At 54.2% G+C, this 13,579-nt stretch carries 15 protein-coding genes; 8 read left to right on the top strand and 7 right to left on the bottom strand.

The features are described from left to right. Positions 1-8 precede the first annotated feature (8 nt). Positions 9-761 (bottom strand): 3-deoxy-manno-octulosonate cytidylyltransferase, encoded by a 753-nt coding sequence (kdsB, locus tag Q8902_00205; GenBank protein ID MDP4197976.1) that lies wholly within the window; start codon positions 759-761, stop codon positions 9-11. Positions 762-856: 95 nt separating this feature from the next. On the opposite strand from kdsB, the gene Q8902_00200 reads away from it, so the two are divergent. Continuing rightward, positions 857-2,662 (top strand): ABC transporter substrate-binding protein, encoded by a 1,806-nt coding sequence (locus Q8902_00200; GenBank protein MDP4197975.1) that lies wholly within the window; start codon positions 857-859, stop codon positions 2,660-2,662. Positions 2,663-2,671: 9 nt separating this feature from the next. Here Q8902_00200 and Q8902_00195 read toward each other — a convergent pair whose 3' ends face one another. Further along, positions 2,672-3,100: a DUF4236 domain-containing protein gene (locus Q8902_00195; protein ID MDP4197974.1), complete on the bottom strand. Its 429-nt coding sequence runs from the start codon at positions 3,098-3,100 to the stop codon at positions 2,672-2,674. Between the two features lie 146 nt (positions 3,101-3,246). On the opposite strand from Q8902_00195, the gene Q8902_00190 reads away from it, so the two are divergent. The 7 genes from Q8902_00190 (at position 3,247) to Q8902_00160 (ending at position 6,655) form a co-directional block, all read left to right on the top strand. Next, a complete protein-coding gene (locus tag Q8902_00190; GenBank protein ID MDP4197973.1) occupies positions 3,247-3,909 on the top strand; it encodes a phosphatidylserine decarboxylase family protein in 663 nt (220 codons plus the stop codon). Between the two features lie 9 nt (positions 3,910-3,918). Beyond that, positions 3,919-4,728 (top strand): CDP-diacylglycerol--serine O-phosphatidyltransferase, encoded by an 810-nt coding sequence (gene pssA / locus Q8902_00185; protein MDP4197972.1) that lies wholly within the window; start codon positions 3,919-3,921, stop codon positions 4,726-4,728. Beyond that, entirely contained in the window at positions 4,729-5,007 is a 279-nt protein-coding gene (gene purS / locus Q8902_00180; GenBank protein MDP4197971.1) for a phosphoribosylformylglycinamidine synthase subunit PurS, read from the top strand. It abuts the gene before it with no gap. Next, entirely contained in the window at positions 5,004-5,738 is a 735-nt protein-coding gene (purQ, locus tag Q8902_00175) for a phosphoribosylformylglycinamidine synthase subunit PurQ (protein MDP4197970.1), read from the top strand. The genes purS and purQ overlap by 4 nt, the downstream gene beginning before the upstream one ends. A gap of 9 nt (positions 5,739-5,747) precedes the next feature. Then, positions 5,748-5,930: a hypothetical protein gene (locus Q8902_00170; GenBank protein ID MDP4197969.1), complete on the top strand. Its 183-nt coding sequence runs from the start codon at positions 5,748-5,750 to the stop codon at positions 5,928-5,930. A 94-nt stretch (positions 5,931-6,024) separates the two neighbouring features. Next, a complete protein-coding gene (locus tag Q8902_00165) occupies positions 6,025-6,201 on the top strand; it encodes a twin-arginine translocase TatA/TatE family subunit (protein MDP4197968.1) in 177 nt (58 codons plus the stop codon). Between the two features lie 79 nt (positions 6,202-6,280). Continuing rightward, a complete protein-coding gene (locus Q8902_00160; GenBank protein ID MDP4197967.1) occupies positions 6,281-6,655 on the top strand; it encodes a twin-arginine translocase TatA/TatE family subunit in 375 nt (124 codons plus the stop codon). A 68-nt stretch (positions 6,656-6,723) separates the two neighbouring features. On the opposite strand, the gene Q8902_00155 is transcribed toward Q8902_00160, so the two are convergent. From Q8902_00155 to zwf, 5 genes are all read right to left on the bottom strand, one after another. After that, positions 6,724-6,984, bottom strand: coding sequence for a hypothetical protein (locus Q8902_00155; GenBank protein ID MDP4197966.1), 261 nt, complete (start codon positions 6,982-6,984; stop codon positions 6,724-6,726). Between the two features lie 544 nt (positions 6,985-7,528). Continuing rightward, entirely contained in the window at positions 7,529-7,867 is a 339-nt protein-coding gene (gene trxA / locus Q8902_00150; GenBank protein ID MDP4197965.1) for a thioredoxin, read from the bottom strand. Between the two features lie 25 nt (positions 7,868-7,892). Beyond that, complete coding sequence (gene dnaE / locus Q8902_00145) at positions 7,893-11,381, bottom strand: DNA polymerase III subunit alpha (protein MDP4197964.1); 3,489 nt, start codon at positions 11,379-11,381, stop codon at positions 7,893-7,895. 60 nt (positions 11,382-11,441) lie between these two features. Continuing rightward, the gene (gene pgl / locus Q8902_00140; GenBank protein ID MDP4197963.1) at positions 11,442-12,155 is read right to left on the bottom strand and encodes a 6-phosphogluconolactonase; all 714 of its coding nucleotides are present in this window, start codon (positions 12,153-12,155) and stop codon (positions 11,442-11,444) included. A gap of 5 nt (positions 12,156-12,160) precedes the next feature. Beyond that, positions 12,161-13,579: a glucose-6-phosphate dehydrogenase gene (zwf, locus tag Q8902_00135; protein ID MDP4197962.1), complete on the bottom strand. Its 1,419-nt coding sequence runs from the start codon at positions 13,577-13,579 to the stop codon at positions 12,161-12,163.

Below are 13,579 nucleotides of genomic sequence, written 5' to 3'. Positions count from 1 at the left end.
TGCCAAAATCAAGCCGAAAAGTTCACTCCGTCTTGCCCCTGCAGCCTCTGTTCTACCTTTTCTATGTCCTCCGGACTATCCACTGCGACTGACTCGTACTCTACTTCCACGCATCGGATTGGAATGCCGGCTTCGAGCAAGCGAAGTTGTTCGAGCCGCTCTTTGCGCTCCAAATGGCTCTCGCCGAGCAAAACGAATTGTCGGAGTGCCTCCATGCGATAGGCATATACACCGACATGCTTGAGGTAGCTTGTTGTCGGAGTATCTCTGTGGTATGGGATGGCTGTTCTCGAAAAATACAGGGCATCCCCCTTCGTGTTTCTTACGACCGTCACGACATTGGGATTTGTAATCTCCTCCTCGCGAGTAAGCGGCGAGATCGGCGTGGCGACCTGAATCGTGTCGTCTTCCTGCATCGCGCGGGCAAGAGCGGTGATAACCTTGGGATCGATCAGCGGTTCGTCCCCTTGCACATTGATAACGATAGCCGAATCGGGTAGCTCCAGAATCTGTGCTGCTTCGAACACGCGGTCTGTCCCTGATGGACATTCTGGCGATGTCATGACCGCGCGGCCGCCGAAGCGCTCGACTTCCTGAACGATGGCCGGATGATCGGTTGCCACGAACACCGCATCGATTTCTTGCGCGTTCTCACATTGCCGATAAACGCGCTCGATCATCGTCATGCCGGAAATGATGGCAAGTGGCTTTCCGGGTAACCGGGTGGAAGCGTAGCGGGCGGGAATAATGACTACGGTCAATTACGAATTGCGAATAACGAATGAAGAGTTACGATCACATAACGCATAATTCGTAATTCTTAACTCTTAATTCCCCGAATTCGTACTTTTGTAGCATGAACATTCCTCGCAGAGTCCGCTTCATTCTTTACCCCTCATCCCTCATCCTTCTCTTTATGCTGGGATGCGGCCACACATCCAATCACCCTGCCTCGGTAAGTAACCGGGTGGTCGAGTGGGAGCTATCGGACTTCGCGACGGGACTGAACCCGTTGAACTCCACGGATGCCAATGCGACGTACACGGAGGAGCAGATTTACCAGCGACTGATCGGGATCGATGTCAAGACGATGAAATACACCGTCCCGATTCTCGCAGAATCGATGCCGACGGTCTCGGCTGACCACCTTCAATATGATTTCACGCTTCGCAAAGATGTCAAGTGGGCGGATGGCAAGCCGCTCACCGGCGTTGACGTGATCTTCAGCCTAAAGGCGCTGAAGAATCCATTCAACATACTCTCAGCGCAGAAACGCGTCTATGTCGATGCGGTGCATAGTGCCGAGCTCATCGATGGCGATCCCTATCGCGTGAGATTTACGTTCTGGAAACCGTATGTGCTCGCGATCCAATCGACATTCGGCGACAATCTTTATATCGTACCGAAGCATATACTCGATCCGAACGGGCTTACGGATAAATACTCCTGGGACGACATTGCTTCGATTGTAGAGTCATCCGGCAACACGGTGATTGATAGCGTGATGCTGACGAAGCATAAGAACCCTGCAATGAGCGAGTTCGCCGAGTGGTTCGCCGCCGCGGACCGCCAGCGCCTGCCACAGTATATCCAAGGAAGCGGCCCCTACAAGCTGGACGTATGGGTCACTCAGCAATATGTGCGGCTCGTCCGCAACCCGAATTATGTGAATCATTGGGGCGCCATTGGGGACGCAAATCCTGATACCCTCATATATAAGACGATTCTTGATTTCCCAGCCGCCGTAACCGCTCTCAAGGCGCGCAATGTCGATCTTCTCGGGACCATTCAGCCACAGTATTGGAAGTCAATCGATACCGATAAGACAGGCCTGGCACGCACCTCATTTCCGCTCGGCGCCTTTACCTACATAGGGTTCAACAATAAGAGCCCCATCTTCCGCGATCCCGGCGTTCGGTGGGCGATGGCGTATATGATCGACCGGAAGCTCATCATCGATAAGTTGCTCTTTGGGACTGCGACGATGACCGAATCGCCGATCACTTCGACGCATCCCGAATACAATCACGACCTTCCGCTTATCCCGTACGATCCGCAGCGGGCGGAGCATATTCTCGACTCGCTCGATTGGAAGGACCACGATGGCGATGGTATTCGCGATAAGGTGATCGGTGGAAAGCGAGTCAAATTTCATTTCACGTTCACGTCCAACGCCGGAAACGAGATTCGCAAAAAAGTTATGCTCATCTTCTCCGAGGCCCTGCGAAAGATCGGCGTCGAGGCTGAAGTCCAGACGCTCGATTGGAGCGTCTATATCGATCGGCTTCGCGATCATCAGCTCGATGCTCACGTTGGCGCGTGGATCAACGATCCGTTCGAGGCCGATAGCTATCAGTTGTACCATTCATCGCAGGCGCGCAATCGCGGCTCGAACTATGATAGCTATACAAATCCGAAGGCGGACCGCATCATGGAGCAGATTCGGGGCGAGTTCGACGAGGCGAAGCGGCTCGACCTTCAGAAGCAATTACAGAAGATCCTTTACGACGATCAGGCGAATCTATTCCTGTGGGAACCCCTCAATCTCGCAGCCTGGGCCGATCGGTTCGATAATGTCTCATGGAATTCGTACCGCCCCGGCTATAATACGGCGTGGTGGAAAGTGCGCGGAGCCGGTGGCGGAATCAAGGCGGAGTTCTAAAGCACTACATCAGGTGGCTTTGGTCTGCCGGTTCGTTTGCATCCATCGCACAATCAAACGCAAAAATAGGAACACCCAATATCCGAACCACACAAACCAGAATACTTTGATCACAGTGGTATTCTTCGTCGCCCCGGCTGCGATCATCGTGCCGATAAAGAGCAAGATCTTCCACCAGTGAAGGTGGTGAGTCTTCGTATGTTCAGTGGCGGCCGCGCCGGTCGTTGCCTCAATCGTCCGACCCGTAGTCGTGTGCTCTGGGAGCTTTTGCCGCCAGGATATTCCGGTCCCCGGCAAACCGGTATTCACGTATGTTCCTCGTTTGCCCAGCGTCACGCTCGCGCCGCGAACGCCCACACTCGTGCTAATACCGGACTTGCTGATGTTCAGATGAACGCCGGGAAGGAGCTTGATACGTCTGCGAAATCGGATGGCCATGGTTGTCTGATTAGGGAAGGAGAACAACTACTGTGGCTCCAAGCCGGGGCCAATCTCACTCATAATTGAACTCGCGCAATAGGGAGGGAGTTTCTGGCTGACCGAAATGTTCGACTCAATTCTTCGGACTATGTGTTCACTGTCCGATGCACCTAACCCGTTACGGTACAGACGTTCTGCTTGCGATTCTCGCGATCGTGATTGTGCTCGTCCTTTTGGCAATTTGGACCGATGAGCGGTGGCTTCGGTATCTGCTCGTGCTGGTCGCGCTCTTTCTGACAGGGTTTTCGCTGAATTTCTTCCGAGACCCGGACCGCAGCATCGCTGCAAATGGCCGTCCGCTCGAAAAACTCATCGTCTCTCCAGCGGATGGAAAGATCGTGCTGATTAAGCAAATGGATGAACCGGAATTCCTGAAGGGTCCGGCGACGCTCGTTTCCATTTTCATGTCGCCGCTCGACGTTCATGTGAATCGCGCACCGATTTCCGGCCACGTTGAGTACTTCCGGTATGTCAAAGGTGAGTTTCTGGTCGCGCACGATTCGGAAGCTGTCCACCGGAATGAACGGGCGATGATCGGTCTTGCCTCTGGAGATCACAAGCTGCTCTTTGCACAAGTGGCAGGGTATATAGCGCGACGGATTGTATGTCCGCTCAAAGTGGGTGATTCGCTCTCTGTGGGCGAGCGATTTGGGATGATCAAGTTCGGCTCCCGAGTCGATCTTTATCTGCCGCCCGGGACAAATGTGCTTTCGAAAATCGGTGAGACGGTCAAAGCAGGGGAAACGGTCCTTGCAGAATATCAGTAGTATCGCTCAATGAAGAGCCGCCGCGCCTTGCGCGTACCCCAAGTTCGCTCCGTGATCCCGAGTCTCTTCACGGTGATGAATCTATTCTGCGGCTTTATCGCAATCAAGGCCGCGTTTGTCGATTCGAATTTCGTCGTGGCCGGATGGTATATCGTGCTCGGCGGTGTATTCGATATGCTCGATGGCATGATGGCCCGGTTAGTTCATGCATCGAGCGAGTTCGGCGTCGAACTCGATTCGCTCTGTGACATCGTCACATTCGGTGTGGCGCCGAGCGCGATTTTATACAAATTATTCTTCTACCAGTATCCCGGTACGGGATTGTTGCTGGCCGCGCTTCCCGCAATCACCGGTGCCATCCGGCTCGCACGGTTTAATGTGCAGTTGGTAGGCTTCGACAAGGATTATTTCCGCGGTTTGCCGATTCCGTCCGCGGCGATCCTCATCGTGTCCTATGTTACCTTTCATCATCTTGCATTGCCGGTAGCCGAGCGGCTCAGCGATCCATGGATTTTCATTGTCACGATCGCAGCCTCGCTCCTGATGGTCAGCACCATCAAGTACGATACGATTCCGAAGCCCTCGCTACGGCAGATCAAGGCGCACCCGCTCAAGTTCGGAATCTACTTCGTTGGCATTGTTGCCGCAATTGCAACGAAGGGGAGCGCGATCTTCCCGTTGTTTGTTCTCTTTGTGCTCCACGGACTTACACGCTCTGTCTATGAGCGCGGCGTTCGCTTCTTGCGAGAGCGAAAAGCCGCGGCGCTTCTCGATGCGGAAGAACTGGAGCGTGAGGAGAAATCGACCTTCGGGATCTAAATGAAATATTTCGTCTACATCGCCATCGAGCGCAAGGAAGCTATTCTGGACCCTCAGGGCAAAGCGATTGAGCATGCGCTTGGATCGCTGGGCTTCGATCAAATCGAAAATACGCGAGTCGGTAAACTGATTCGATTGACCGTCGATGCGCCGACTTCGGACGAGGCGCGCTCCGTGGCTGAACAGGCGAGCGAAAAGCTCCTGGCGAACCCCATCATGGAGACATTTTCCGTCATTCACGTCAGCGATGAGCCAGTTCTAGCTCAGGTCGCCGTATGAAGACCCGCATTATTGTTTTCCCCGGCTCGAATTGCGATCACGATGCAATGCATGCGGTGCGCAATGTGCTCGGCGAGCCGGACACGGAGTTTGTCTGGCACAAAGAGGATTCGATTGGCGAGGACGTGGATCTGGTAATTCTTCCCGGCGGATTTTCCTACGGAGATTATTTGCGAACCGGCGCCATCGCACGCTTCTCGCCTGTGATGAAAGATGTGATTCGCTATGCGAACGAGGGCGGCACGGTACTCGGTATCTGCAACGGTTTCCAGGTACTGTGCGAATCCGGTCTCTTGCCTGGTGTGCTCATTCGGAATGAATCACTCAAATTCGTCTGTAAAGAAACGTATTTGAAGACGGAGCGCACCGACACTCGGTTTACGAGTGAACTCGTACCCGGTGAAGTGCTTCGAATTCCGATTGCGCATGGCGAAGGCAATTACATCGCGACTGATGAAGTCCTTGCCGATCTCGAGCAGAACAATCAAGTAGTGTTCCGTTACTCAAATGAGAATGGAAACGTGATTCGCTCCGCGAATCCCAACGGTTCACAAAACAACATCGCCGGCATTGTTAGTAAAGAGGGCAATGTACTCGGCATGATGCCTCACCCCGAGCGAGCTTGCGAAACGATCCTGGGCAGCGCGGACGGACTCAAAGTCTTCCAGAGCCTTCGCGATCACTTCGATTTCGCAGTTGCGGCCTCTCAACATTCAGTACTTAGCACTTAGAATTGACACATGGATTTCGGCTATATCCTCCAAATTGGGCTATTTGCGCTCCTGGCTGTTGCGGCGCTTGTCATTGTGGTTGCTGCTGCCCGCGTGATCCCGCGCTCGCATAAAATCAAAAGCTACCGGTACAGCAAGTCTGGCGATGATTGGATCCTGAAGTACCCGGGCAAAGCACCTGGGAAAGCATGAGAGCTTGCTCACGAACCTTCTCGTGATAGGGCCAGTTTGGCCGGTGTTGTAGTATTTTCCGAATTCAGCTCATTTACGTAGGAGAACGATCCGTATGTTTCGCAATTTAGGCCCATTCGAGCTTTTGATCATCGTGGTCATCATTATGGTGCTCTTCGGTGGAAAGAAGATCCCAGAACTGATGCACGGCCTCGGCAAGGGCATCAATGAGTTCAAGCGTGCCACCCAGGGTGACGATGCGCCAAAGACCCCGGAAGCGCCAAAAGCATAAATCGTAGCGAGTAACGAGGGATGAGTATCGAGCATCGGGCTCTTTACTTGTTACCCGTTACTCATCACTTTACAGAACTATGTTTGAAAACATTGGGAGCGGAGAAATTCTGCTCATTTTGTTGGTCATTCTAATCTTCTTCGGTCCGAAGAAGATACCAGAACTCGCTCAGAGTTTGGGAAAAGGACTTCGAAAGTTCAACGATGCCAAGTCCGGTCTGGAAGATCAGGTCAAGACCGCAATGAAGGAGCCGCTGGAAGCCCTGACTGGCGCCAAGCAAGGTTTCGAGGCCAAAATGCGTGAAATCGCCGAGCCGCTCCACGCCGAGTTGAAAATTCCGCCTCCTCAGGCGCCAGCCGCCGCGCCAAGCCAGCCGGCTCCCCCCGAGACCATGGCCCGCGGGACCGTTACTGATACCCCGGAGCAGACGAAGATCCCTGATCGGGAAGCGTAAGCCGGATTCTTTAGGATTACAATTTGTGAGACACGAAGGATCAAATCTTGAGGTCACAAATTGTGACCTCAAGATGCTGCGGGGGTATGCTTACGCTTTGTAAGCATAGCATCAACGAGCGATCGAAGGGCATGCATGACTTGCTCTGGCGTCCGGAACGTGCGAGTCAAGTCTTTATCGAGGAGCACGAGCATCTGTTCGCGACGGCGATGTGCAAATCGGTTCGGTTTCGCCTTCGAGTAATCGAAGTCGTAATGTGGCCGCAGATCGTCTTCCACCTCACTCTTCTGCTTCTTTGTACGCTTGGTAGTGGGCCTTTTCTTTTCCATTTGCTCTCCGTGCGCTGATGATTCGTGTCTCGATTCAACGCGTCTTTATTCGGATCCCATTCGAACGTCACACGGCAAGAACGCTAAGTATGCTGCGCCCGGTTCTATCCTTAGGCTACCTAATGATCCGACGAACTTCCCGCTGCCCGCCGCAGATTACTTCGGCGAAGTAGACGCCTGGAGGTAGAAGAGAGAGATCGATATCCAAATCCTGATTGGCATTCCTCGCTAATACTACTTCGCCGAGCACACTCACGAGCCGAAGCGAAATCGGCTCACGATCGGCGTGAGTAATTAGATGGTCGCTGGATTGATGAATTGAAATAGCAGACGCGGGTAAACTTTCAACGACTGAATGAGAGACTTGAGAATAGTCAAAAGATAGCGATGCACATGTGAATGTATCCTCAGCGGCTGGTTCTGCACTCATGGGGATTGAAGCCCCCAGGAGCCATGACTGCCATGATGTTACACCCAAAATGCAAAAGGCAGCCAATCTGGCTGCCTTTTGGTGTAGGTTGAGTTCTCCGCGAGGAGAAGTATCTCAAGCCAAGTGTGGAGTAAGTCTTGCGAGGATGTTTTGCTTGCCGGTGGCGCCGATGATTTGCTCGACGACCTTTCCGCCCTTGAAGATGAGCATCGTCGGCACCGAGCGGATGCCGAAGTTCATCGAGGTCTCCGGATTCTCATCGACATCGAGCTTGCCGAATACGGCGCGGCCTTCATACTCTTTCGAAAGGTCCTCGATGATCGGAGCGATCATGCGGCAAGGTCCGCACCATGTGGCGGTGAAATCGACGAGTACGGGCTTTTCGCTCAAAATGACATCGCGTTCAAAGCTCGCATCAGTCAGATGAAGGGGTCCTGTGGAGGTGGCAGTCATAGCGTTTCCTAAAATTACGTGGCGGTTATCTCGTAAATAGTATCCGGTTAGTCCCAAATACTTCCCCGAACTCGCGAATCAGGTCGTCGTTCGGATCGACTTGAAACTGCTCGGGTAACCGGTATTTACGGCTGATTCCCTGGGCAGTTTCAACGGAAACAAACGTGGTGCAATTCCCGCGATACCGCCCGCAAATTCGCTCGACCTGCGAGATTGTCGGCTGAATTTGCTCGGAATCGAACAACCGGACGAGAATTCCGCGCGTCAGCTTTTTGCGAAGTCCCCGGATTTCAAACGCCTCATCGACGATCACGCTTGGTGCCTCCTCAGGCCCATTCCGCCGGACCTTCCCGCGTAGAAACACCGGCTTTTCGTCCTGGATCAAATTTTGGCATTGCTTGTAAGCGTCGCTCCAAAGCACGCACTCGGTCTTGCCGGTAAAATCCTCGAGCTTGAGAATGGCGAAGGCATTGCCATTCCGATCGAGCTTGCGGGTGATTGCGACGATCACGCCGCCCACGATCACCGGATCGCCCTGCTTGGCATCATTGAGATCGATGGCCTTATGTGTGACGAAACTGAGGACATCGATGCGATGCGGTTCGAGCGGATGGCCGCTCACATAATAGCCGACCGATTTCTTCTCATGCGAGAGCATTTCGATCTCGGTCCACCGCTTTTCGGCATAGACCATTGTGGGCGGCGCCAGGACGTGCGGCGTATCGGCATCGCCGAACAGTGAGTTCTGTGAACTCTTTGCTTCATCGCGAACGCGCTGGCCATATTGCAGTGCAAGTTCGACGTTCGCGAACAGATCCGAGCGGAATGCAGCCGTGGCGAGACCCGTCGTATCACACGAATCGAATGCACCCGCCTCGACCAACGCCTCGATTGCTCGGCGGTTGACGAGCCGGGTATCTAACCGAGACGTAAAATTAAAGAGCGAAGTGAATGGACCATTCTTGGTCCGTTCGCGGACGATTTCCTCGACCGCTTTTTCGCCAACGTTCTTAATACCGGCAAGGCCAAACCGAATTCCTTCGCGTGAAGCGGAGAAGTGGACGTTGCTCAAATTCACATCCGGCGCGAGGGTGCGGATGTTAAATTTCTTTGCCTCGTCGATGAGCTGGACGACGTAATCCGCGTCGTTCATCTCGTGCGTCATGTTCGCCGCAAGGAATTCCGCAGTGTAATGCGCTTTGAGATACGCTGTCTGATACGCGATCAGCGCGTATGCCAGCGAATGCGATTTGTTGAATCCGTAGGACGCGAATTTCGCAAGCTGTTCGTACAGCTCTTTCGCAATCTTGTCGGCAACATCGTTCGCGACACAGCCTTTGATGAAGGCTTCCTTCATTGCCTCCATCTTGGCAAGGTCCTTCTTGCCCATCGCGCGGCGCATCTCGTCGGCTTTGGCGAGCGAGAAGCCAGCCAGATCGCGCGCAACGCGCATCACCTGCTCCTGCACGACGATGACACCGTACGTCTCGGCAAGGATCGGCTCGAGCTTTGGATGTAGGTACTCGACTTTCCGGCGCCCTTGCTTGCGGTCGATGAACTCGGGAATATGGTCCATCGGGCCGGGCCGATAGAGTGCGTTCATAGAAGACAAGTCTTCCATGTTCTCCGGCTTGAGCGCGCGCATGTGGTTCTGCATGGGCGGCGAGTCGAACTGGAAGACCGCAACCGTTTCGCCACGGCCAAACATTTCGTAGGTCTTCGCGTCATCGAGCGGGATCGTGTCGATGTCGATCTTGACGCCGTGGTTCTGCTCGATGAGCGCAAGTGTCGTGTCGATGATCGAAAGCGTCCGCAGACCAAGAAAGTCCATCTTGAGGAGGCCAGCCTCCTCAACGTCCTTCATGTTGAATTGCGTGACGGCTTCTTCGAGCGATGGCGTCTTATAGAGCGGGACGTAGTTCGAAATATCTCCGGGCGCAATGACCACACCGGCAGCATGCTTCGATGCCGCGCGTGCAAAGCCTTCGAGTACAAGCGAATACTCGATGAGTTGGTCGATCAGCGGATCTTTGTGCGCCGAAAGCACCATCTTCATTTCCGGCAGCTCGATCGCTTCCTTGAGCGGCGTGACGCGGCCCATGATGACCGGAATGCACTTCGTCAGTTCGTTAATCGTCGAAAGCGGGACTCCGAGTACGCGCCCCACATCCTTCAGCACGGCGCGCGCCGAGAGCGTGGAGAACGTGATGATCTGCGCGACCGACTCGCGGCCATATTTTTCGCGCACATAATCGATCACCAACTCCCGCTTGTCGTCCGAGAAGTCGATGTCGATATCGGGCATCGAGACGCGCTCGGGATTCAGGAATCGCTCGAAGAGCAGATTGTACTTGATCGGATCGACATTCGTAATACCCAGAGCATACGCCACGAGCGAACCGGCAGCTGAGCCGCGTCCGGGCCCAACTGTTACGCCCATCTTGCGAGCCGCCGCGATAAAATCCTGGACGATCAGGAAGTATCCGGCATATCCCATGCGGTTGATGACGCCGAGTTCAAACTCGGCGCGATCTTCGATTTCGCGCGACGATTGACTAAATCGTTTGCTCAGTCCTTCATTGGTGAGATGTTCGAGATACGCTTCCAGTGTTTGGGTGCCGCTCTCGGGCGGAATCGGAAACGCAGGCATCTTAAAATCCTTGGAGAGCGTGAGATCGCACTTCTCCATGATTTCAAGCGTCGAATCGATTGCCTCCGGCCATTGCGAAAAGAGTTTCGTCATCTCCTTCGCCGACCGGAAATAGTTTGTGTCCGTGCCGTACTTCAGGTTGTGGACATTCGGAGTATCCTTACTCGATGAGTCGCGAATCATCAGCAGCACATTGTGCGCGACGGCATGACTCTGCCTGACATAGTGGCAGTCGTTTGTGCCAACAAGCTTGATCCCCAATTCTTTCGCCAATCGAGGAGAGTGCTCGCGAACAGCGATTTCGCGCTCCAGGCCGTGGTCCTGGATTTCAAGGTAGAAATCTTTGTCGAAGACATCGCGAAACCGTGTTGCGATGCGCTTCGCCTTTTCGTAATCGCCGCTTACCAGCGAGGGTCCAATAATACCGCCGGAGCATGCCGTGGTCGCGATGAGGCCCTCGTGGTTCTCCTCGAGCATCGACCAATCGATGCGGGGCTTATAATAGAAACCTTCCGTGTGTCCTCGAGAAACGAGCTTCATCAGATTCTGATAGCCGATTTCGTTCTTGGCCAGCAGGATCAGGTGATTGTAAGCTTTCTTCTTTCCCTCAGGGTCATCGAATCGCTCGCGTTCCGTAGCGGAGCCATCGGAAACGAAATAGACCTCGCAACCGACGATCGGTTTGATGCCGGCGGCTTTCGCCTTCTTATAGAACTCGAACGCGCCAAAGAGCACACCATGGTCCGTGAGCGCGACAGCCTTCATCTCCTCGGCTTTTGCGGCATCAACAAGATCGCTGACACTGCACGCGCCATCTAAGATCGAGTAATGAGTATGATTATGAAGATGGACGAACTCGGCCACTGTTTCAATTACGAATGACGAATGACGAATGACAAATGAAGAACCACGAATTCCTGTGTCTCAATTCTTAATTCGCGGTTCAGACGACAGCCGATCAAGAAACCAGGCAAGTTTGCCTTTTGGGCGCACCAATGATGCTGGGTAGTGCCCTTCACGATCCGCCACTATCTTTTCGAGAATTCCCTGCTTTTCTTCACCAGCCACAAGAAAGAATACATTCCTCGCATCATTAATCGCGCGAAGCGTCATCGAGATTCTGATCAATGGCGGCTTCGGCGAGCGGGTCACGATCATAAGTCGCCGATCAGCCGGGTCGAACGTACCTGGAAAGAGCGAGGCAGTGTGCCCATCTTCGCCCAGACCCAGAAGAATGAGATCGAGCGGCATGGCCGATTCAAGCTCTGCGGCATAAGCTATTGCTGCATCCTCAGGATTGGCAAATGATGTTGGAATGGGATGGACGTTGGATTCTGGTACCGGAATCCGGTCGATCAGCGTCTCTCGCGCCATGCGATAGTTGCTTTCGTGATCGGTCTGGGGCACGTAGCGCTCATCGCCCCAGTAGAGGTGGACATGCTGCCAGTCGATGGCGTCTCGGTAATCGCGGGCTAAGATTTCGTAGAGGGTTCGAGGCGTCTCGCCACCGGAAAGGGCAATAGAGAAGCGGCCACGAGCGGCGATAGCATTGCCAGCCAAAATCGCCAGTTCCTTGGCGGCCGCCGCGCTCAAAGTTCGTAGCTCGGGGAACACGCTCATGGAATCAATCGAATTCATAGATTCTATGAAGTAGATTTCGGCCCCCACGATCCCGCCGGGTAGGGATGCATCATGTGCTGCCGCTCAAGCACCGGCGTATAGAGCTCCCAGGACGCCAGCGTTTCGTCGGCAGAAACGAATAGCGTCTGATCCCCTCGCAGAACATCCAGCAGCAGCGTATGATAGGCCTCCGGCAGCGGGCCAAAGACCTCAGCATACGAGAAGTTCATCCATTCGGTCTTCAGCGTGATCTCGGCGCCGGGTTTCTTGACTTGAAACGAGACGCGAAAGCCCTCGTTCGGCTGCAACTTGATCACGAGCACGTTTGGCGCAATTTCACACATATCGTATGGCTTGAAGATAGAGACTGGCGGGCACTTGAACGTCACGATGATCTCAGAGATACGCTCCTTCAGCCGCTTGCCCGTGCGAAGATAGAACGGCACGCCGTGCCAGCGCCACGTCTCAACGGAAAGCTTAAGCTCTACGAACGTCTCGGTTTTCGAATCCGGAGCGACCCCATGCTCCTCCTTATATCCGGGTACCCCCTCACTGCCAATTACGCCATGCGTGTATTGGCCCATCAGGACATCCTCTTCTTCGATCGGCGCGATTGCGCGGAGCACCTTGACTTTTTCGTAGCGGATGTCGTTGGCCTGGAACGCGGATGGCACCTCCATCGCGGTCAGCGCAAGGAGTTGCGTCAGGTGGTTCTGGACCATGTCGCGCAAGGCGCCGGCCTTTTCGTAATAGCTCGCGCGATCCTCGACGCCCAACTCCTCGGCGACGACAATCTCGACTTTCTCGACCTTATCGCGATTCCAGACCGATTCGAACAGCGTATTGCCAAATCGGAAGGCAAGCAGATTTTGAACGGTCTCTTTGCCCAGGAAGTGATCGATCCGGTAGACTTGATCTTCTGCGAAGTGTCGATGAATGAGCGCGTTCAATCCACGAGCCGATTCGAGATCGCGACCAAATGGCTTTTCAATGACGAACCGCGTCCAGCCAGGGCTGTTGTTGAGCCCGGAGAGGCCGAGCGACTCGATTGTTGGACCGAACGCGACAGGTGGTACCGCAAGATAGAAAAGCCGATTGCCCGGAAGCGTATGCTCACCTTCGAGCGATTCGATGCGTTTGCGAAGTCCTTCAAAATCCTGCGGCGTGCTCTCGCCGATACCGAAGTAGAACAAGTTTTTTGCGCACCAGGCCGCAATGTTGGTCGCGGTGTCGCTTTCATGGTCGTAGATCGCATCATGCACGTCCTTGCGGAACGACGCGTCGTCCATGCCGGGCCTTCGGTCAATGCCGAGCACGATCGTCCCCTCGGGCAACTCGCCCGCCTGCTCGATCTCAAAGAGTGCAGGCAGCAGCATCCGGTGCGCGAGATCGCCCGTGGCACCGAAGATGGCGATGATGGCTGGTTCTGCCTTGTGCGTCAT

The organism is Bacteroidota bacterium (genome assembly GCA_030706745.1).
In the GTDB taxonomy this organism is placed as follows: domain Bacteria; phylum Bacteroidota; class Ignavibacteria; order Palsa-1295; family Palsa-1295; genus PALSA-1295.
Note: the sequence above shows the minus strand (reverse complement) of the source record. Positions and strands in the feature narration are given on the sequence as shown.

Excerpts from the sequence above, each read along its gene's own strand:
- Q8902_00200 (MDP4197975.1), top strand. The coding sequence starts at position 857 with ATGAACATTCCTCGCAGAGTCCGCTTCATTCTTTACCCCTCATCCCTC.
- Q8902_00195 (MDP4197974.1), bottom strand. The coding sequence starts at position 3,100 with ATGGCCATCCGATTTCGCAGACGTATCAAGCTCCTTCCCGGCGTTCAT.
- Q8902_00190 (MDP4197973.1), top strand. The coding sequence starts at position 3,247 with ATGCACCTAACCCGTTACGGTACAGACGTTCTGCTTGCGATTCTCGCG.
- pssA (MDP4197972.1), top strand. The coding sequence starts at position 3,919 with ATGAAGAGCCGCCGCGCCTTGCGCGTACCCCAAGTTCGCTCCGTGATC.
- purS (MDP4197971.1), top strand. The coding sequence starts at position 4,729 with ATGAAATATTTCGTCTACATCGCCATCGAGCGCAAGGAAGCTATTCTG.
- purQ (MDP4197970.1), top strand. The coding sequence starts at position 5,004 with ATGAAGACCCGCATTATTGTTTTCCCCGGCTCGAATTGCGATCACGAT.
- Q8902_00170 (MDP4197969.1), top strand. The coding sequence starts at position 5,748 with ATGGATTTCGGCTATATCCTCCAAATTGGGCTATTTGCGCTCCTGGCT.
- Q8902_00165 (MDP4197968.1), top strand. The coding sequence starts at position 6,025 with ATGTTTCGCAATTTAGGCCCATTCGAGCTTTTGATCATCGTGGTCATC.
- Q8902_00160 (MDP4197967.1), top strand. The coding sequence starts at position 6,281 with ATGTTTGAAAACATTGGGAGCGGAGAAATTCTGCTCATTTTGTTGGTC.
- Q8902_00155 (MDP4197966.1), bottom strand. The coding sequence starts at position 6,984 with ATGGAAAAGAAAAGGCCCACTACCAAGCGTACAAAGAAGCAGAAGAGT.
- trxA (MDP4197965.1), bottom strand. The coding sequence starts at position 7,867 with ATGACTGCCACCTCCACAGGACCCCTTCATCTGACTGATGCGAGCTTT.
- pgl (MDP4197963.1), bottom strand. The coding sequence starts at position 12,155 with ATGAATTCGATTGATTCCATGAGCGTGTTCCCCGAGCTACGAACTTTG.
- zwf (MDP4197962.1), bottom strand. The coding sequence starts at position 13,579 with ATGACGCACAAGGCAGAACCAGCCATCATCGCCATCTTCGGTGCCACG.